Source organism: Mesorhizobium silamurunense (assembly GCF_014843825.1).
Lineage (GTDB): Bacteria > Pseudomonadota > Alphaproteobacteria > Rhizobiales > Rhizobiaceae > Mesorhizobium > Mesorhizobium silamurunense.
Map to the genome: position 1 here is coordinate 1 of NZ_JHQR01000012.1, position 17,755 is coordinate 17,755.

Annotated in this window: 19 protein-coding genes and 2 tRNA genes; 17 read left to right on the plus strand and 4 right to left on the minus strand. The window is 60.6% G+C overall.

Annotated features, from left to right (window positions below; all coding sequences use genetic code 11):
* The first annotated feature begins 318 nt into the window (after window positions 1-318).
* The 5 genes from DH10_RS01130 (at window position 319) to DH10_RS01150 (ending at window position 3,695) form a co-directional block, all read left to right on the plus strand.
* On the plus strand, window positions 319-1,377 hold the full coding sequence (locus DH10_RS01130; RefSeq protein WP_192253802.1) for an ABC transporter ATP-binding protein: 1,059 nt from the start codon (window positions 319-321) through the stop codon (window positions 1,375-1,377).
* Window positions 1,378-1,404: 27 nt separating this feature from the next.
* The gene (locus tag DH10_RS01135; RefSeq protein ID WP_192253804.1) at window positions 1,405-1,857 is read left to right on the plus strand and encodes an RbsD/FucU family protein; all 453 of its coding nucleotides are present in this window, start codon (window positions 1,405-1,407) and stop codon (window positions 1,855-1,857) included.
* 5 nt (window positions 1,858-1,862) lie between these two features.
* On the plus strand, window positions 1,863-2,792 hold the full coding sequence (gene rbsK, locus DH10_RS01140; protein ID WP_192253806.1) for a ribokinase: 930 nt from the start codon (window positions 1,863-1,865) through the stop codon (window positions 2,790-2,792).
* Window positions 2,793-3,132: 340 nt separating this feature from the next.
* Window positions 3,133-3,378, plus strand: a complete 246-nt coding sequence (locus DH10_RS01145) for a hypothetical protein (protein WP_192253808.1) — start codon at window positions 3,133-3,135, stop codon at window positions 3,376-3,378.
* 218 nt (window positions 3,379-3,596) lie between these two features.
* Entirely contained in the window at window positions 3,597-3,695 is a 99-nt protein-coding gene (locus DH10_RS01150; protein ID WP_192253810.1) for a putative RiPP precursor, read from the plus strand.
* Between the two features lie 68 nt (window positions 3,696-3,763).
* Here DH10_RS01150 and DH10_RS01155 read toward each other — a convergent pair whose 3' ends face one another.
* Both DH10_RS01155 and DH10_RS01160 read right to left on the minus strand, forming a co-directional pair.
* Entirely contained in the window at window positions 3,764-3,967 is a 204-nt protein-coding gene (locus tag DH10_RS01155) for a hypothetical protein (protein WP_192384074.1), read from the minus strand.
* A 222-nt stretch (window positions 3,968-4,189) separates the two neighbouring features.
* On the minus strand, window positions 4,190-5,536 hold the full coding sequence (locus DH10_RS01160; RefSeq protein ID WP_192253814.1) for an NAD(P)/FAD-dependent oxidoreductase: 1,347 nt from the start codon (window positions 5,534-5,536) through the stop codon (window positions 4,190-4,192).
* A gap of 395 nt (window positions 5,537-5,931) precedes the next feature.
* Between DH10_RS01160 and DH10_RS01165 the strand changes: the two genes are divergently transcribed.
* The 4 genes from DH10_RS01165 (at window position 5,932) to DH10_RS01180 (ending at window position 8,836) form a co-directional block, all read left to right on the plus strand.
* The gene (locus tag DH10_RS01165) at window positions 5,932-6,327 is read left to right on the plus strand and encodes a hypothetical protein (protein WP_192384075.1); all 396 of its coding nucleotides are present in this window, start codon (window positions 5,932-5,934) and stop codon (window positions 6,325-6,327) included.
* Window positions 6,328-6,402: 75 nt separating this feature from the next.
* Entirely contained in the window at window positions 6,403-6,642 is a 240-nt protein-coding gene (locus tag DH10_RS01170; RefSeq protein WP_192253818.1) for a hypothetical protein, read from the plus strand.
* A 57-nt stretch (window positions 6,643-6,699) separates the two neighbouring features.
* The gene (locus DH10_RS01175) at window positions 6,700-8,451 is read left to right on the plus strand and encodes an adenylate/guanylate cyclase domain-containing protein (protein WP_192253820.1); all 1,752 of its coding nucleotides are present in this window, start codon (window positions 6,700-6,702) and stop codon (window positions 8,449-8,451) included.
* Between the two features lie 241 nt (window positions 8,452-8,692).
* Window positions 8,693-8,836, plus strand: coding sequence for a hypothetical protein (locus DH10_RS01180; protein ID WP_192253822.1), 144 nt, complete (start codon window positions 8,693-8,695; stop codon window positions 8,834-8,836).
* Window positions 8,837-8,851: 15 nt separating this feature from the next.
* Here the strand turns inward: DH10_RS01180 and DH10_RS01185 are convergent.
* A tRNA-Asp gene (locus tag DH10_RS01185) sits at window positions 8,852-8,928 on the minus strand.
* A 218-nt stretch (window positions 8,929-9,146) separates the two neighbouring features.
* On the opposite strand from DH10_RS01185, the gene DH10_RS01190 reads away from it, so the two are divergent.
* Together DH10_RS01190 and DH10_RS01195 are read left to right on the plus strand one after the other, a co-directional pair.
* Window positions 9,147-9,222 (plus strand) — tRNA-Val (locus tag DH10_RS01190).
* A 176-nt stretch (window positions 9,223-9,398) separates the two neighbouring features.
* Window positions 9,399-9,785, plus strand: coding sequence for a spike base protein, RCAP_Rcc01079 family (locus tag DH10_RS01195; RefSeq protein ID WP_192384076.1), 387 nt, complete (start codon window positions 9,399-9,401; stop codon window positions 9,783-9,785).
* A gap of 337 nt (window positions 9,786-10,122) precedes the next feature.
* Here DH10_RS01195 and DH10_RS01200 read toward each other — a convergent pair whose 3' ends face one another.
* On the minus strand, window positions 10,123-10,602 hold the full coding sequence (locus DH10_RS01200) for a hypothetical protein (protein WP_192384077.1): 480 nt from the start codon (window positions 10,600-10,602) through the stop codon (window positions 10,123-10,125).
* Between the two features lie 391 nt (window positions 10,603-10,993).
* Between DH10_RS01200 and DH10_RS01205 the strand changes: the two genes are divergently transcribed.
* From DH10_RS01205 to DH10_RS01230, 6 genes are all read left to right on the plus strand, one after another.
* The gene (locus DH10_RS01205; protein WP_192384078.1) at window positions 10,994-12,652 is read left to right on the plus strand and encodes a terminase large subunit; all 1,659 of its coding nucleotides are present in this window, start codon (window positions 10,994-10,996) and stop codon (window positions 12,650-12,652) included.
* Complete coding sequence (locus DH10_RS01210) at window positions 12,652-13,905, plus strand: phage portal protein (RefSeq protein ID WP_192384079.1); 1,254 nt, start codon at window positions 12,652-12,654, stop codon at window positions 13,903-13,905. The genes DH10_RS01205 and DH10_RS01210 overlap by 1 nt, the downstream gene beginning before the upstream one ends.
* Window positions 13,895-14,566 (plus strand): HK97 family phage prohead protease, encoded by a 672-nt coding sequence (locus tag DH10_RS01215; RefSeq protein ID WP_192384080.1) that lies wholly within the window; start codon window positions 13,895-13,897, stop codon window positions 14,564-14,566. The genes DH10_RS01210 and DH10_RS01215 overlap by 11 nt, the downstream gene beginning before the upstream one ends.
* Window positions 14,567-14,660: 94 nt before the next feature.
* Entirely contained in the window at window positions 14,661-15,836 is a 1,176-nt protein-coding gene (locus DH10_RS01220) for a phage major capsid protein (RefSeq protein WP_210327741.1), read from the plus strand.
* Window positions 15,837-15,902: 66 nt separating this feature from the next.
* Window positions 15,903-16,496, plus strand: a complete 594-nt coding sequence (locus DH10_RS01225; RefSeq protein ID WP_192384082.1) for a head-tail connector protein — start codon at window positions 15,903-15,905, stop codon at window positions 16,494-16,496.
* Window positions 16,497-16,501: 5 nt separating this feature from the next.
* Window positions 16,502-16,825, plus strand: coding sequence for a head-tail adaptor protein (locus tag DH10_RS01230; protein ID WP_192384083.1), 324 nt, complete (start codon window positions 16,502-16,504; stop codon window positions 16,823-16,825).
* The last annotated feature ends 930 nt before the right edge of the window (window positions 16,826-17,755 follow it).

Sequence of the window (17,755 nt, forward strand, 5' to 3'; positions counted from 1 at the left end):
CGCCCCGGCGCGCACCAGTTTTTCGTAAAGATCGACTCTCATCTCAAGGTTCCTCCCAGAACTTCAGTCGTGAATTGAATTGCCAATCTGTTGACGTCGAAACGTCTACGGTTCTCCTATACCATATGGGGACGCGGGACCCCACTCTGCATCGCCAGGAGATCCGATTTCCCGGATAAGGACCGGCTCTCGGATTGGCACTCGCCACTATTCGCGTAATCGATTACCTTGTCAACAAGCATGGCTTTTTATCGATAAGATACCGACTTGCCCTTGCCGTTGGCAATGGCTAGCTTGACCGAAAAGATAGGGGAGACGATGGCTCAAGTAGCGATCACCAATGTGGCCAAGGCTTTCGGAACCGTCAAGGTTCTGCATGAGGTCAGCGTCGATATCTCCGACGGCCAGTTCGTCGTCCTAGTCGGTCCTTCGGGATGCGGCAAGTCAACGCTGCTGAGGATGGTGGCGGGCCTGGAAACGGTCTCCGGCGGAACGATTTCGATCGGCGATCGCGTCGTCAACAACCTAGCGCCCGCAAAGCGCGACATCGCCATGGTGTTCCAGAACTACGCGCTCTACCCGCACAAGACGGTCGAGCAGAACATGGCCTTCGCGCTGAAGCTGCGCGGCACCGATCCGGCAGTGGTCGCAGAGCGGGTGAAGCGGGCGGCCGACATCCTCGACCTCAATCCCTATCTCAAGCGCTATCCGCGCCAGCTTTCCGGCGGCCAGCGCCAACGCGTCGCCATGGGCCGCGCCATCGTACGCAATCCGCAGGTGTTCCTGTTCGACGAGCCGCTCTCCAATCTCGACGCCAAGCTGCGGGTGCAGATGCGCACCGAGATCAAGGAATTGCACCAGCGGCTGAAGACCACAACTATCTACGTCACCCACGACCAGATCGAGGCCATGACCATGGCAGACAAGATCGTGGTGATGCGCGACGGCCGCATCGAGCAGGTCGGCGCGCCGCTGGAATTGTTCGACCGGCCGGCCAATTTGTTCGTCGCCGGCTTCATCGGCTCGCCTGCGATGAACCTGCTCAAGGGCACGGTGAAGAAGGGTGCGAAGCCCGTGGTCGACATAGCGGGTTCAGCCTTTCCAATGCCCGCCGGTGTCGCGACCGAGGACGGACAGGCCGTCGTCTATGGTGTGCGCCCGGAGCATCTGGAAATCCATCCCGACGGTGTGGCGTCCACGATTTCGGTGGTCGAACCGACGGGTTCGGAGACCTTGGTGTTTGTACGCTTCGGCGAGGGCGAGATGGTGGCGCTTTTCCGCGAGCGTCACGACTTCAAGCCCGGCGATACGCTGAAGCTCAGGCCGCGGCTCGACCACGTCCATCTCTTCGACGCAGGGACCGGCAAGCGTCTCTGACCGCAAACAGACTTCCGAGAGGAAACCATGCTCAAAGGGATCAATCCGCTGCTCAATGCCGACGTGCTTCAGGCGCTGCGGGCGATGGGCCATGGCGACGACCTGATCATCGCCGACACCAATTTTCCATCCGACTCCGTTGCGAAGCAGACCGTGCTTGGCAGGTTGCTGCGCATCGATGCGCCGGCGGCCGAGGTGGCGAAGGCGGTGCTGTCGCTCTATCCGCTGGACAGCTTCGTCAACGACGCGGCCGCGCGCATGGAGATCGTCGGCAAGCCGAACGAGATCCCGCCGGTGCAGAAGGAGGTGCAGAAGGAGATCGACGCGGCCGAGGGCAAGTCCTGGCCGATGATCTCGATCGAGCGCTACGCCTTCTATGAGCGCGCCAAGAAGGCGTACTGCGTCATCCAGACCGGCGAGCGCCGCTTCTATGGCTGCTTTGCCTTCCGCAAAGGCGTCATTCCGCCGGATGCGGAGTAAAGGAGATGGCCGTCGGCAAGCCTGTCGTCATCCTGGGTGTCTTCGTCGCCGACACCGCCTATCGCGCCGACCGCCAGCCGCGCATGGGCGAGACGATCCTCGGCAACTCGTTCAAGCTCGGGCCGGGCGGCAAGGGCTCGAACCAGGCGGTCGCGGCCGGCAAGCTCGGCGCCGATATCACCTTTCTGACCCGGCTCGGCGTCGATGCCTTTGCCGACATGGCCAAGCAGATCTGGAAGGCGGCGAGCGTGAAAAGCGCCGTGATCGACACGCCGGACAGCTATACCGGCGCCGCCTACATCTTTGTCGAGGAGGGCAGCGGCAACAACGCCATCATCGTCAGCCCGGGTGCGGCGATGCTGATCTCGCCCGCCGATATCGAGGCCCATGTCGGCCTGATCCGCTCGGCCGGCGTCTTCGTCACCCAGCTCGAGCAGCCGATCGACGCGGCGCTGAAGGCGCTCGAGATCGCGCGCGGGGCAGGGGTGACGACCATTCTCAACCCGGCGCCCGCAGCCACGCTGCCGGATAGCATCTACGCGCTCTGTGACTACGTCACACCCAACGAGTCCGAAGCCGAAGGGTTGACCGGCATTACGGTCTCTTCGATCGATGATGCCCGCCGCGCCGCCGACAGTCTGCTGGCGAAGGGGGTGGGCGCCGTCATCGTGACGCTCGGCGAGAAGGGCGCGCTGCTGCACACCAAGGACCGCTCCGACCATGTCGAAGCCGTCAATGCCGGCACAGTGGTCGAAACCACAGGTGCGGGCGATGCCTTCAACGGCGGCCTGGCGGCTGCCCTTGCCAAGGGCGTCGAGCCGCTGGAGGCGGTGCGCTTTGCCTGCGCCGTCGCCGGCATTTCGGTGACCCGTCCGGGCACCGCGCCGTCCATGCCGACGCTCCAGGAAGTCGAGGCGCTGCTGGCGAAGGATTGAAGTCGCCAGCCTCGCGCGCGGCCTCACCGGCGTCACCAGCATCGCGCCAGGCGGCATCCCGCCACAACTCTCACAATCCGGTCTCTTACGAGCAAATGGTGGCATATTAGCCACGGTTAATATTATTTGGCGCCAACGCCTTGCGTCGACGGCACAAGTGTCCCGTAATGGGTCACCGTGTCTGGCATCACGATTGCATTGTCAGCAATGCCGGGGCGGACCGCGCCCGGTAGCCGGGGGGCAAATTTGGGGGGCTCCGCCGCTCCGCGAATGGGGCGGCGGACTCTTTACCGGTTGAGTTAAGGGCCGCTGAAACGCCGAAGCATTGGATGCTGTGCCGATGTATTTTCCTCAATTTCTGGTGGGCATGTTCGCAACGTCGTTCATCACGGCGATCTGGGCTGAGCTGGAGACCGGCTCGGTCTGGAAGGCGCTCGGCTGGGCCATCCTTACGATGATCATTCTTCAGATCGGATACGTCGGACTGGTGGTCCGGCTGATTTACAAACGGGGATCGCAAGGCCCTGAGGCAGACTTGCTATCGGCAAGTTCCACGCCACAGGTCCATCAGGCGCGCCCGCGCTAATTGGTTTCGAGCGCAGTCGGGGCACGCGTGCTTACGCCCGCCAGGTGCATATCGTTGTCCCAAACCGCTGCGCAGCTTGGGTGACATGCTTGCTCGCAACCCCGCGCGCCCACCACTTGTCGAATTCAGCCATCAACCCGCTTTTAGGAACGCAACCGGTGCGCGCGCGTTCACTGTCTTGACCAAACACAAGGCAGCGCCGGTTCCGGAATGGTGAGATGAAAAAGCCCTATCAAAAGCCCACGCTTGTAAAGCGCGAGAAGCTCACCGCGCGAACCGCCCAGATTGTCGCCTCCGGCGTCATATTGGGCGAATGAATGCCGCTTTATCTTCTTTTGCCGCAATCCCGGACGGAAAACCGTTTCACACTTTTGCTGGAATTGCTCTAGAGGATCTTGCTGGTCAGTTCCAGCATCGTCGCAGCACCTTGCTCGCTGCCGGGCATATGCACGACGCGCAGAACGCGAAGGTCCATGTTCGACCCTTCGAACGGCATCGAAACGCTTTCACCCACCCGCGGCAGTTCCTGGAACGCGAGCTCGTCCACATCCCTGGCGTCGTCAATCGAAACGCGACATCTTACAGCCATCTGTCTCTCCGGTCTTTGGCCCCTGTGCGGAACGAGACAGGTACAGAATGGTTCCGAGAGATCGGGCGAGCGCTAGGTTTGGCGGTCATGGTCCGCGAGACAGGGCGCAAACCTCGCTCACGGTCGGCGGCAGTGGGTGGCGGAACAGTTGAGCTTCGAAGATCGAAAAAATGCGGGCACGGCATCGCTGTTTTCGGGAACCCGCGATCCAACGCGATGCCGCTAGAGAGCCGGGCCCAGTCGAATAGCGCTTCCGTCGGAAAAGCGCGACAGGCGAAATCGGGTTAGATCGTGCCCGATCTCGTTTCCCTGAATCATGTCGGAGACGATGCGACCGATTCCCGGCCCGATGCCGAAGCCGTGACCGCTCATGCCTGTTGCGACGACAAGGCCGATGATCGCCTGCACGCGATCCACTATGGGGACGACGTCAGGCATTGCGTCAATCATGCCTGCCCAGCTTGCCTTCAGGCGGACCGACTCGAGCTGCGGGAACAGGCGCCGGAAATTGCGTTCGATCGAACGGAGACCGGAACGTTCGGGAGCCGGATTGAGCACCCGCACCCTTTCGAAGGGACTTTGGGAATCCGGCGTCCAGTGACGCGGCGTCGACCAGCTATCCGGGTAACCCGCAGGTGCGGCCGGCGAATAACGTGACCCGAAAGGATTGGCCATGAGGGCGGGAAGGTACTTCGTTGCGTGCCGGAATGCGTCAGGGCCCAGATAGAGCAAATGACTGCCTCCCGGGGCGAGCGTGTATCCGCCATCCTGTCGGCGTCTGAAAGCGATATGCTCTTCTGCCGCGGCGCCTGCATAGATTTCAGGCATCGGCTCCGTTGCCGCAGCGGTCGATCTGACACTGAGCTGGGGAATGGAAACGCCATGCCTTCTCAGGAAGAGGGAAGACCACGCACCGCCCGCGAGCAGAACGCTGGACGTCTCGATGTGACCCGCCTCGGTCCATACACCGCTGACCCTGCCGGCCGAGATTTCCAAGGTTCTCGCCGCGCAGCTCTCTACGATCTTGACGCCTTTGCGGGCAGCAAGTCGAGCGAGCGCTGGCACGGCCACCCAAGGCTCCGCCCGCATGTCGGAAGGTGTCGTCATCGCGCCCTTGAAACTGCGCGACATGCCTTTGATGAGATCCGCGGTTTCCCGCGCGTTCAGAAGTCGAGTATCGATCTCATGGGCGGCGGCGATCTTCATGAATTTTTCGAAGCTGGCCATTTTGTCATCCGAACTTGCCAGGTAAGTCACGCCTGTCTGCTGCAAGCCGATGTCTTCGCCGCATTCCTCAGCCAACCGCCGCCAGTGACCGGATGCCTCGATCACGATCGGCAGCTCATCCGCATCGCGTCCCTGCTTGCGGATCCATCCCCAATTGCGGGACGACTGTTCGGCTGCAATCCGTCCTTTTTCGACCAGCGTCACCGAGATGTTGCGCCGCGCAAGAAAAAGCGCTGTCGTCACGCCGATAACGCCGCCGCCGATAATCACCACGTCCGAACTTTTCGGCGGGGGACCGGGATATTGAATTGGGTTCGCTTCGGAGAACGGGAAAGCAGGCAAGTGGCGCATCCTGAAAAAAGACGACGACAGCTATGGCCACTGGCCACCATCTTTTCTTGAGGCAGTTCAAGGGAAGGTAGAGCACAGGCTGCCTAAAGCATGTCGTTTCGCAAGACCGCTGCACACTTTTGCGCAACATGCATTAAATGAGCGGCGCCCGGTATTCGCCCCAAACAGACGGGGAAGCCAGCGTATGTGCAGCCACGATTCAACGCTCGATCACATCGGATAACGTTTGCGTTCCACCTCCGTCTCAACGCCGGGGTGGCCTCTATATCTCGTCGCGGGCCGAGAACCGCCGGCGATGCATGCCCCCACACCGTGACACGACGCGACCAGACGGCCCATTTCGGAGAGCGGCTTTACCGCTTCCTCCATCATAGGGAGATGCCATCATGAGCTCTTTCATGCCGAAAATCATTGCGGCCGCATCGATCTTCGCCACCATACCGCTTTCGAGCGCCTATGCTGTGCACCGTCACCACAGGGCACAGGTCGACACCACAACCACTGCATCGGTGCCGACGGATCCGGCGGCGCGGGCGGCGGTAGAGCAGTTGCTCAGCGTGAAGCAGGGTATCCGTCAGGCCAGGGAGGCCGGCAAGATCACGCAGGACCAGGCCCGCGACCTGATGCAGCAGGCGGATACCATCCAGCCTACCGCGCTGACTTCCGGAGACCGTTCGGCGCTGGGGCAGATCAATGCGGTGGACCAGCGGCTTCAGAATGCCACCGGCCAGGGAACCTATATGGGTGACGGTGCCGACGGCGGCTACTATCCGAACGGCTGACGACTATACGCGCTTAAAAAAATGGCCGTCGGCGTGGGCAGTGCCTTCTCTCAGGGGGCGGCCGGTGAGAAGCGCTTGACGATCGAAGCCTTTCTCAACCCCACGCCGGAGGTGCCGCCGTTCCCACGGATGAACTCGACGCCGCTCATCTCGAGGGCATGGCAGACAGTATCCACGTTGTTCGCCTGGCGGAGCGCTACTGCCGCGTTATCCGCCGCCATCGCGAGCGGGCGTAATTTCAAACTCGAACAGGAGGAGCACAATGCTCGCAAAGACACCGAAGGCGCCGGCACTGCACGCTCGCATTCGAGGTAGGACTAGAATACGCTCGCTGCCCGGAGCTTCGACCTACGGAAGAGGCAGGACACAAGCATGGAGCGACGCCTCACCGCAATCCTTGCTGCCGACGTCGTCGGCTACAGCCGCCTCATGGGAGCCGACGAGGTTGGCACGCTTGCGCATCTGAAGAGGCTTCGCGCCGAAGTGATCGAGCCCAAGATCACAGAGTCGCACGGACGCATCGTCGGTTCCGCTGGCGACAGCCTTCTTGTCGAATTCGCCAGCGCAGTCCACGCGGTGCAGTGTGCGGTCGAAGCCCAGGAGGGATTGGCCGCTCACAATGCAAGTTTGCCCGAAGACAAGCGCATGACTTTCCGCATGGGCGTGAATTTGGGCGACGTGATTGCAGAGGACGATACGATCTACGGTGATGGCGTGAACATCGCCGCGCGGCTCGAGAAGCTTGCAGAACCTGGCGGCGTCTGCGTCGCGAGCAATGTCTACGAGCAGGTCAAGGGCAAACTAGACTATGCCTACACCGACCTCGGTAGCCATCAGGTCCACAACATCGTGGAGGCGGTGCGCGCCTATCAGGTCAGTCGAGCAAAACCAACTTCGGTATTCTCGACAAGGGAGAGGCTGACGCTTCCCGAAAAACCGTCCATCGCGGTCTTGCCATTCGACAACCTCAGTGGCGACCCCGAGCAGGGCTACTTCGCTGACGGCATGGTGGAGGAGATCATCACCGCGCTGTCCCGGACGCGCTGGCTGTTCGTCATCGCGCGCAACTCGAGCTTTACCTACAAGGGCCGGGCAGTGGACATCAAGCAGGTCGGGCGCGAGCTTGGTGTGCGCTATGTGCTTGAAGGGAGCGTGCGCAAGGCGGCGAGCAGGGTGCGCATCACCGGGCAGCTTATCGACGCGACAACGGGAGCACATCTATGGGCCGACCGTTTCGACGGCGGGCTGGAGGACGTTTTTGACCTGCAGGAGGAAGTGACCCGGAGCGTCGTCGGAGCGATCGGTCCGAAGCTGGAACAGGCAGAGATCGAGCGGGCCAAGCGCAAGCCGACCGAGCACCTTGACGCTTACGACTACTATCTGCGCGGGATAGCAAGTCTTCATCAGTTGACCAGGGAATCCAACGCAAACGCCCTTCAGTTGTTTTACAAGGCCATCGAACTCGACCCTGAATTCGCCTCGGCATACGGCATGGCCGCGTTGTGTGCCGTCATGCGCAAGGCGAACGGCTGGATGGCCGATCGTGAGCAGGAAACCGTCGAGACAGAACGCCTGGCTCTGAAGGCAGTGGATTTGGGCAGGGATGACGCGGTTGCGCTCTCACTCGGCGGGGAAGCGCTCGCGTTTGTCGTGGGCAACTACAATAGCGGGGCAGCCTTCATTGATCGCGCGCTTGCGCTCAATCCGAACCTGGCTACTGCGTGGCTATTCAGCGGCTGGGTCAGAGCCGACCTCGGCGATACGGAAACCGCCCTCCAGCACCTCGCCACTGCGATACGCATGAGCCCAGTCGACCCGTTCATGTTCGATATGCTGAATGCGGTTGCAGTGGCTCATCTCTTAGCTGGTCGATTTGAGGAGGCATCATCTTGGGCGGAAAGGTCGTTGCGGGAAAAGCCGGACTTTTTGGCGTCGTTGCGCTTTGCGGCTGCAAGCTATGCTCACGCTGGCCGAACCGAGGACGCGCAAAAGGTGGTGAGCCGAATTCTCGCCCTCGATCCTGGCCAACGAATTTCCAATCTCGCCGACGTCGTTTCAATCAGGCGTGCGGCCGATATGGCTCTGCTTGCAGAAGGTTTGCGAAAGGCTGGGCTGCCGGAATAGCGCTGCCAGGCTGGCGCATCGATCGTGAGTTGGGAACGCACCGAGATCGCAAAGACCGCACCGTAGGTGGCGTCGGCCCTCGCGCGCTAACGAGGTGGACAAATCGCCATAGGGCGCCGTACAAGCGATCCCGCGCCATGTCAGGGGTGGTCACTCATATGCGGGCGGCGCATCGGTCGAGGCGATTTCGGCCAAGATGGGGAATTCCATCGACGAGAACAAAGCTCTGCAGAGGACCTGTATGCCGGTCAATCTGGCGGCAGTTCGCGCGGCAGATGAATCCCGTCGCAAGGGTCGCAAACTGCTCGGCTATGAACGCAACGAATACAAAAAGTTGAAACTCGGAGGGGAAAAAGTTGAAACTGACTTCGCCAAAAACGGCTAAGCCATTGAAACGAAATGGCGCGAGTGACGGGGCTCGAACCCGCGACCTCCGGCGTGACAGGCCGGCACTCTAACCGACTGAGCTACACCCGCGCACAGACGAGCACGTGTCAGGCGTGTTCGTCGTTGGGGCGCTGGATAAGGGGTTCGTTTGCGGGTGTCAAGCGCGGCATGCGAGCATAACAGCAATCAGCAGAAGGTTTTTTGACAAGTGCGCCGGCATCGGGGAAATCCGCCTGACAACGGGTGCGCCGGCTGTTCATTGGGCCTTGCGAACAGAGCTCTAACTGCTTAAAGGTCCGGCCCGGAGCGGGCGATTAGCTCAGTTGGTAGAGCGCTTCGTTTACACCGAAGATGTCGGCGGTTCGAGTCCGTCATCGCCCACCATTAAATCAATGTCTTACGGCCCAAATACGAAGCGCTCCTATGGTTCACTGAACCTTTTAAGCCCCCAAAGCGGGGGCCGTGGGGGCGGTCTTTTTCGTTTTCAGCCGGGAGACACTAAATATTGTGTTAACAAGAAAGTTTAATCTAGGGGTGGTGTCAGCGGCAAATCCGAGTCAGTGTCGCTGAGAAAGATCGATTTGAATCACCGGCCGAATCAACCCGTCCCCTGCCACCTGCAGCGGCGGGTTTTTTCTTTGCCCCTGCGGCGTGGCTGTCCAATCAACACGAAAGGTTTCTTAGCGATGGCCGATCCATATACAGACACCGCTCCAAGTCCGCAAAGCTCCGGGCGCCGTGGCCGTGTTGTCACCGAAGATTTGCCGGTGATCCCGAAGGCAGTCGTGCTGCTGACCGCCGGCAACGTGAGCGTCATCCCCGTCCACAATGAAGACGATGAGCCACTTGCATTCGTCGGCGTGCACGCGGGTTGCCCCATCGTGTTCCAAGTGCGCCGTGTGATGGCGACGGGAACTACAGCGACCATCGCTACGATTGAGGATTGATCGCAGGGCATGAAGGACCGCGCGCAATACGAGGCCAAGCGCCGGGCTTCGCAACCGTGGCGGGCTTGGTATCGGACTAAGGAGTGGTTTGTCATTCGAGCTCGCCAGTTGAGGCGGGAGCCATTCTGCGCGTTCTGTGCTCGCGCTGGCGTAAGGACACCCGCTGTAGTCGCCGACCACGTAGAGCGTCATCGAGGCGATCGGTTCCGATTCTTCAACGGTCGGCTTCAATCGCTGTGCAAGGCCTGCCACGACAGCAGCAAGCAGTCACAAGAGCGCAACGGCTATTCCAGTGACGTCGGGCCCGACGGGCTTCCGCTGGACAGCAATCATCCCTTCAATGCTGGTTGATGATCCGGAACGCGTTTGCGAAGTCCTCACTCATTGCAATCCGCTTGGGCGGATAGAGGTCTTTCGACCGGAGAGAGGCGACGTGCATTCTGTGGCGCGCGGCGCGCGCGTCGTCGTAGAGGATTTCCTCATCGGGACAAGCGTCGATCCAGCCAATGAAGCTCTTGGCGGTTTCCCGCCCGTGCGCGGCCGCAAGGCCAATGGCGATCTGTCCGGCTATCTGATTGATTTGGTCGCGATCCATCTTGCCGCCGCTCGCAACGCATTGGTCTGATGACAGCCGGCGCAGCTGAACGAAAGCCTTCCGAATAGCGATTGCCGCCTCTGTCTCAGCAAAGCTCATACCGTCGTCTCGACATTGGTGACGGAACTTGAGCGCAGCGTCTTCGGCCGTTTCCGGGATGAGGCCGATCACCATCAGGATGGCAATCACTGCGAGCACGATCATCGGTCCATATTCGAGCATCGGTTTCGGTCCCTGGTTCAGCTAACTCGCAGCAGAGTACGTCCGAACCTTGGCCTCGTCAACAAATAACATATTGAAAACAAAAGATAAATCAGCGTCACCGGCGCCTTCGTTTCGCGATCCAAAGGGCGGGGGCGGGTCAAAAGTCGCCAGCTTTTTCGCGGCTTAGACCGCCGTGGCTCTCGCGCGCAGAGTTAGTTTTGCCATCGATAGTTTTTCACCATTGGGGCGCCACTCCTTAGAGGCCCCTTCGATCGGGCCGTTAGCGGAAGTCAGCCTCCCCGGCGCTCCAATGCCCACGCGGGCTATGGATGGGGTCAAGGTCGACGCGATCGAGGGCGGGCGGTCACGGCGCGGCCGCCTGCCATGACATCAGTGTGAGGGTTTCGGCATGGGGCTGCGCGGACCTGGCGCGGCTCGCCAGCGCCTCGCAAAAGAACAGGTGGCCGAAACGAAGCGGCGCCTGCCTTGGAAGAAGAAGGGGCTCTCCCGCGCACAGCGGATGATCGCTTTCCTTCAGTGGCTCCCTGTCACCAAGGGCATCCGCCGCGGCAAGAAAATGCGGCTGCTGCCGTCACAGCGGGAGTTCATCGAGAACGTCTTTGCAACCGATAGGACCGGTAGACGCAAGGTCTCCCTCGCCATTCTCAGCCAGCCGAAGGGCAACGGCAAAACCGGCCTGATTGCCGGGATCTGCCTGGCGGCGCTTCTTGGTCCGGAGTCCGAAGAGCGCGGCGCCGTGTTTTCGGCGTCGATCGATCGCGGCAAGGCTGGCCTGATTTTCGATGAAATGAAGGCGACGATCCTTCGCGTCCCGGAATTTGCAGCCCGGGTGAACATAGTCGACTTTCACAAGAAAATTCACGTGCTCGAGGGTGACGGCCTCGATTCCGTTTACGAGGCGCTATCGGCAGACGCTCGCCGCTCGCAAGGGCTGTCGCCGACGCTCTGGTGCTACGATGAACTCGGAGAGGCGCCAGACGGCGCGTTGCTCTCCGTTTTGATGGAATCGGAAGGTAAGCGAGACGAGACGCTCGGCATCGTCCTTTCGACCCAAAACGAGAGCGACGACCATCCGCTCTCCAGGTTGATCGATGACGCGCTGACTGGCGCGGACGCTTCGACCTATCTCCAACTCCACACGGCGCCGGAAGACGCGGACCCGTACAGCGATGAGACCATAAAGGCCTGCAATCCTGCGTGGGGACACTTCCTTGACCTGAAGGCGGTCCAGAAGTCCCGCGACCGCGCCCGCCGCATGCCGGCGTTTGAAAGTTCGTATCGGCGCCTGCGGCTCAACCAGCGGGCGGACGCAAACCCCGAAAGCCGGATCGTGACACTTCCGGTTTGGAAGCAGAACGCCGGCCCGGTCGATCGCGCGGCGCTTAAGGGCCGGCCATGTTTTGGCGGGCTCGACCTGAGCGGCAAGAATGACCTAACCGCGTTAGTGCTCGTCTTCCCGTCTGACGATCCGGATCCGACATTCGATGTTCTGCCGTTCTTCTGGACGCCTGAAGGCCAGCTTGAAGCCCGCCGACCGGCCGAACAGGAGCGATTTCGCCGATGGATTGCCGAAGGCCACATGTTCGCCACGCCTGGCCCGACTGTCCGGTACAGCTTCGTTGCTGCCGAACTGGCGAAACTCGCCAAGGAATTCGACATCAAGTTGATCGGCTTCGACACCTATCGCGTCGACGATCTGAAGGGCGACCTGGCTGACATTGCCTGTGAGATACCGCTGGAACCGTTTCGGCAAGGCTTCGTCAGCATGGGGCCAGCCGTGGAGCGCTTTGCGGAGCTCGCCCTGTCTGGGAAGCTGCGACACGGCGGGCACCCCGTCCTAACCGCCGCTGTAGCCGGGGCAATCACTGTCAGTGACGCGGCCGGCAATTTGAAAATCGACAAAGAGAAATCAAACGGCCGCGGCCCCGTGCGCGTCGACGGTGCCGTGGCGCTCGCCATGGCGCTGCAGGTCGCCAATCGCTTCGAACCTCCGCCAGTGAAGCCTTCGCTGAAGGGCTTCCTGAATAACCCCGTCATGGTGGTCTAATGAATTTCAAATCTTGGATTGGCCGGCGTTTCGGCCTCACCGACACGGCGCCTTGGTCCTACTTCTATGGCGGCGCCAGCGCCGCCGGGAAGGCCGTCACCGACAACACGGCGATGCAACTCGCAACTGTGTGGTCGTGTGTACGCCTCAACTCTGAGGCCGCCTCCTGCCTGCCGCTGCAACTCTTCGAAAAGGACGGTCGCGGCGGTCGCAATCCTATCGATCACCCGTTGGCGGAAATCATCGGCGACAGTCCGAACGCCGATCAGACTGCTTTCGAGTTTTGGGGCGCCATGGTCGCTTGGCTGATGGTGCGGGGTAATGCCTATGCTGAGATCGTCAAGCTTGGTGACCGTATTACTGCGCTGAATCTCCTTCCGGCCGACCAGGTGAATGTGACCCGAGAGGCGGGCGAGCTCCGCTACAAATTTACCGATCGCGGCAAGGCTGTCGATCTTCCGGCCGAGTCCGTCCTTCACATTCGAGGCTTTGGATTCGGCGGTGATCTTGGCCTTTCACCAATCAGGTTCGGCGTTCAGACATTCGGCAGCGCGATCGCTGCGGACGAAGCCGCCGGCAAGATCTTTGGCAATGGACTGATGCCGAGCGGCGTCCTTTCGACCGAATCGGAGCTGAACACAGAACAGCGCAAACAGCTTGATGAGATCCTGAAAAAATACAGCACCTCGACAAATGCCGGCAAGGTTATGGTGCTCGAGGCCGGGCTGAAATTCGAACAACTGAGCCTAAATCCGGAAGATATGCAGATGTTGGAGACGCGCCGTTTTAACGTCGAAGAGATTTGCAGATGGTTCGGCGTTCCGCCCGTCGTAATCGGCCATGCAGCGCAGGGCGTGACCGCTTGGGGAACGGGTATCGAGCAACTGCTTTTGCAGTGGCTCACGACCGGCTTGAACCCGATTTTGACGAGGATTGAAAAGCGTATCGCCAAACAACTGATTGCGCCTGGTGAGCGTCGTCGGGTCTATGCAGAATTCAACCGCGAGGCCTTGCTACAGGCCGACAGCGTGGCCAAGGCGTCGTTCCTGTCGACCATGGTCCAGAACGCCCTCATGAGCCGCAACGAGGCCAGGGCGAAACTCAATCTGCCTCACGCTGGCGCTTCTGCCGATGCCCTGACCGCGCAAACCAATCTGGCGCCACTGGACAGGCTTGGAGGCGACAACACCGCCGCGGCGAAGGCCGCCTTCCGATCGTGGCTTGGCATCGAGGAAAACCAGAATGTCGATTAAGATTCGTGATTTCGAACTTTCCATCAAAGCCGTCAAAGATGACGGCTTTTTTTCTGGATATGGTTCGGTGTTCGGCGTCGTGGACACCTACAATGAGGTCGTTGCGCCTGGTGCATTCGTCGCCACGTTGACGGACCGCAAGGCGCGCAATCGACCGGTCCCGATCCTTTGGCAGCATCGAACCGACTCCCCACTCGGAACCTATTCCAAGGTCGAGGAAGACGACAAAGGCCTCTACGTCGAAGGCCAACTTCTAACCAAAGACGTGGCCAAAGCCCGGGAAGCCCACGCGCTCATGAAGGCGGGCGCCGTCACCGGACTGTCCATCGGCTTTTGGCTGCGGGAGTCCTCCTATGACGAAAAGACCGGCGTTCGCACGCTGACCCGGGTCGACCTCGAGGAGGTGTCAATCGTTACCATGCCGGCGAACGACGATGCTCGAATTGACGCCATTAAGATGAAGCTCGCACACGGCGGGCTTCCGTCCCTTTCTGAGTTCGAACGGTTCCTGAGAGAGTCAGGATTTTCGCGCTCACAAGCCGCCGTGATCGCCACGCGGGGCTTGAAACATCTCCTGACGGACGTCGGAGACCAGGCGAATCCAACGGCCGCCAGCGACCTTGTGAAGGCGCTGCAGGGCTTCTCTCTTCCACAAATCTGAGGATAAGAAAATGACGAAACATTATCCGGCCGGCGAGTTTCGCCGGAAGGCGGTCGGCGATCGCCTTGACGAACAGAACGAATTGAAGAGCGTCATGGACGCGCTCAAGGCTCGCGACACTGAAATCCAGTCCTTCGCCACCAAGGCGAGCGAGGAAATCAAGACGCACGGCAAGGTGCTGGACGAAACCAAGGCAGCACTCACCAAGCTTTCGACCGAAGGCGCCAGCCTTCAGGATCGTCTTATGCAGGTCGAACAGAAGCTGTCACGCCGCAGCTTCGGCGACGTGCCGGCGAAGTCGATCGGTGAACAACTCACCGAGACCGACGATTTCAAGGCTCTGCAGAGCAAAGGCCGCGGCACCGCGCGCCTGAACCTCAAGGCAGCGACGATCACCTCCGCAACGACCGATGCCGCTGGCTCCGCCGGCGATCTCATCCGTCCGGACCGCGCGCCCGGCATCATCACGCCGGCCGTGCGTGAACTGACTATCCGAGACCTTCTGCTGCCCGGCCGCACGTCTTCCAACGCGATCGAGTTCATGAAGGAAACCGGCTTCACCAACAACGCGGCGCCGGTCGCGGAAGGGGCAACCAAGCCTCAGTCCGATCTGAAGTTTGAACTCGTCACTACCAATGTGCGCACAATCGCCCATTGGTTCGCGGCCTCTAAGCAGGTTCTGTCCGATGTCCCGATGCTGATGTCATACATCAACGGTCGGGCAACGTTCGGCCTGAAGTACGTGGAGGAGAACCAGCTTCTTGCCGGCGACGGCACTGGGCAGAACCTCCACGGCATCATTCCGCAGGCGACGCCGTTCTCTCAGTCAACGCTCAGCAATGGGGCCACTGATACGCGGATCGACACAATCCGCCGTGCCAGCCTTCAGGTCCGCAACGCGGAATATCGTCCCACTTTCGTGGTGCTCAACCCGAACGACTGGGCGGCCATCGAACTGACCAAGGACGGAGAAAGCCGCTACATCTGGATTCAGGTCCAGACCGGCGGCACCATGCAGCTGTGGCGTCTTGCCGTAGTCGAAACGACCGCCATCACCTCCGGGGAATTCCTGGTCGGTGCGACCATGGGCGCTCAGGTGTTCGACCGCGAAGATGCGGCGGTCGAAGTCTCGACGGAGCATGACGACTTTTTCGTCAGGAACCTCGTCGCCATCCGTGCCGAAGAGCGGCTCGCCCTTGCGGTGAACCGGCCGGAATCCTTCGTGCACGGCTATTTTGACCTGGGCGCTTCTCCGTCCCTCAACGCCTAATCAGGCGCACTATTGGACCCCAGAGGGCGGCTTCAGGGCCGCCCTCCCACTTTTGCGAGAGTCACCATGAATCTTGTGCTCGAAACCCCGCCGGAATCGCTCGCCGACCTGATTTTGCGGCCGGTTTGCGACCATCTTCGCATCGAATTCGGCGGTTCCCTGCCGACTGACAAGGCCTATATTCTGTCGTGCATCAGCGCGGCGGTCTCACGCCTAGACGGGAATCAGGGGCGGCTTGGACGCTGCCTGCTGACGCAAGAGTGGACGCTCTATCTCGATTGCTTTCCAAGATGCATCGAACTTCCGCTTCCGCCGCTGCAGGAAGTTATTCGCATCAAATATCTCGACACCGACGGCACGCTTCAAACGCTGGATCCGTCGGCGTATCGCGTCTCTGGCGCCGGTTCCTGGCGGCCTGAAATCTCTCCGGCCTATGGTGAGAAATGGCCCGACAGCCGGCCGGTAGCGGACGCTGTACAGGTCCGCTTTCGCGCCGGCTATGGCGACAGTGAAGAGAACGTTCCGCCGCCGATTCTACAGGCGATTAGCGTCATGGCTGCCCACTACTATGTGGAACGCCAGCCGGTGACATTCGCCAAGCCCTACGAGATCCCGCTCCTTGCCTGCGATCTGATCCAGCCCTTCCGTGTGTATCGGTGACACCAATGCGCATAGGCAATCGCAATAGGCGGCTCGTCATCCTTCGGCGGGTTGAAACCGGCACAGATTTGCTGAACGCGCCGGTGTTTGAGTGGCAAACTTGGCGCACCGTTTGGGCTGAGAAGATCCACAAAAAGGAAGACGAGCGGTTCGCGTCTGACCTGCATCAGCGCTACGCGGTGCACCTGGTCATTTTCCGGATCAGCTATCTATCCGGCATTTCCGAAGTGGACCGCCTCGAGTGCGAGGGGGTGACTTACGACATCAAGGGATTGCGCGAACTCGGCTTCCGAGAGGGAACTGAGATCACGGCGGAATCGCAGTCTTAAGCCATCATCATGGAGAAGTCGGCGCGCCCGATCTTTGGAGGCGATAAGCGAAAACACATCGTCAGCCAAGTTATGGAGATCATGGCGGACTGGCGGCTTAGTCCCTTCGAACACGAAGGGGCCTGTCGGACGGGACTCCGTTCTGCTTTGTGCCTTGAGGGCCATTCATGGCAGCGGGCGGACGACGAAGCCGCGTCGATCATCGAAACATGCTTGAAAGGTCACCGGCGCCCGACCTGGCTGCAGGGTCAACCTGAAGGCGCCGATCGGGAAAATTGTCTTGGGTGCGGCAAACTAATCGACACGTCTGAGCGCCAATTGCGGCGGGTTTCCTACTGCTCCGACTTGTGCCGCATCGCAACCAAGATCCGTTGCGACGAAGCGGACCTATACACCGGCGCAAAGGTCACGATGAGGGCCTTCTATCTCCGCGGCAAGGAGCAACGCGGCAGGCGCGAATGCGGGACGTGCGGCGAGTGGTTCCGGCCGTCATCGGACGAAGTCAAGTATTGCTCTCAGCGCTGCGCTCAGCACGCGCGGCCCGATCGCATAGCGGAAAAGCTGTGTGCCGTCTGTTGCACTCCCTTTCGCCCATCGGATCGGCTTAAGGCTGGGAAATACTGTTCGAAGAGTTGTGCCGACAAAGGGAAAGCCAAGCGTCCAGAGCGGCGTTGTGACCACTGCAGCAAGGTCTATCGGCAGCGTCACTCCAATCACCTTTATTGCTCGCGCGAGTGCATTTCGGCTGCACTCCCGGCCCGCCAGTGCGCACATTGCGGGACGTTGTTTCGGCCGAGCTCTGGAACCCGAGCGATATACTGCACTGTGAGTTGCAGAAATGCGGCCAACTACCTGAAGGCCAAATGACCAATTTCAAGCCGCTGCCCTTCGGGCGGCGGCTTTTTCGTTTCTCTGAATAAGGGCTGGCTA

Coding starts and splice junctions, on each gene's coding strand:
- DH10_RS01155 (WP_192384074.1), bottom strand. CDS start 3,967: ATGGCTGTAAGATGTCGCGTTTCGATTGACGACGCCAGGGATGTGGAC.
- DH10_RS01225 (WP_192384082.1), top strand. CDS start 15,903: ATGAATCTTGTGCTCGAAACCCCGCCGGAATCGCTCGCCGACCTGATT.
- DH10_RS01180 (WP_192253822.1), top strand. CDS start 8,693: ATGCCGGTCAATCTGGCGGCAGTTCGCGCGGCAGATGAATCCCGTCGC.
- DH10_RS01220 (WP_210327741.1), top strand. CDS start 14,661: ATGGACGCGCTCAAGGCTCGCGACACTGAAATCCAGTCCTTCGCCACC.
- DH10_RS01145 (WP_192253808.1), top strand. CDS start 3,133: ATGTATTTTCCTCAATTTCTGGTGGGCATGTTCGCAACGTCGTTCATC.
- rbsK (WP_192253806.1), top strand. CDS start 1,863: ATGGCCGTCGGCAAGCCTGTCGTCATCCTGGGTGTCTTCGTCGCCGAC.
- DH10_RS01230 (WP_192384083.1), top strand. CDS start 16,502: ATGCGCATAGGCAATCGCAATAGGCGGCTCGTCATCCTTCGGCGGGTT.
- DH10_RS01200 (WP_192384077.1), bottom strand. CDS start 10,602: ATGCTCGAATATGGACCGATGATCGTGCTCGCAGTGATTGCCATCCTG.
- DH10_RS01210 (WP_192384079.1), top strand. CDS start 12,652: ATGAATTTCAAATCTTGGATTGGCCGGCGTTTCGGCCTCACCGACACG.
- DH10_RS01130 (WP_192253802.1), top strand. CDS start 319: ATGGCTCAAGTAGCGATCACCAATGTGGCCAAGGCTTTCGGAACCGTC.
- DH10_RS01205 (WP_192384078.1), top strand. CDS start 10,994: ATGGGGCTGCGCGGACCTGGCGCGGCTCGCCAGCGCCTCGCAAAAGAA.
- DH10_RS01175 (WP_192253820.1), top strand. CDS start 6,700: ATGGAGCGACGCCTCACCGCAATCCTTGCTGCCGACGTCGTCGGCTAC.
- DH10_RS01150 (WP_192253810.1), top strand. CDS start 3,597: ATGAAAAAGCCCTATCAAAAGCCCACGCTTGTAAAGCGCGAGAAGCTC.
- DH10_RS01165 (WP_192384075.1), top strand. CDS start 5,932: ATGAGCTCTTTCATGCCGAAAATCATTGCGGCCGCATCGATCTTCGCC.
- DH10_RS01215 (WP_192384080.1), top strand. CDS start 13,895: ATGTCGATTAAGATTCGTGATTTCGAACTTTCCATCAAAGCCGTCAAA.
- DH10_RS01135 (WP_192253804.1), top strand. CDS start 1,405: ATGCTCAAAGGGATCAATCCGCTGCTCAATGCCGACGTGCTTCAGGCG.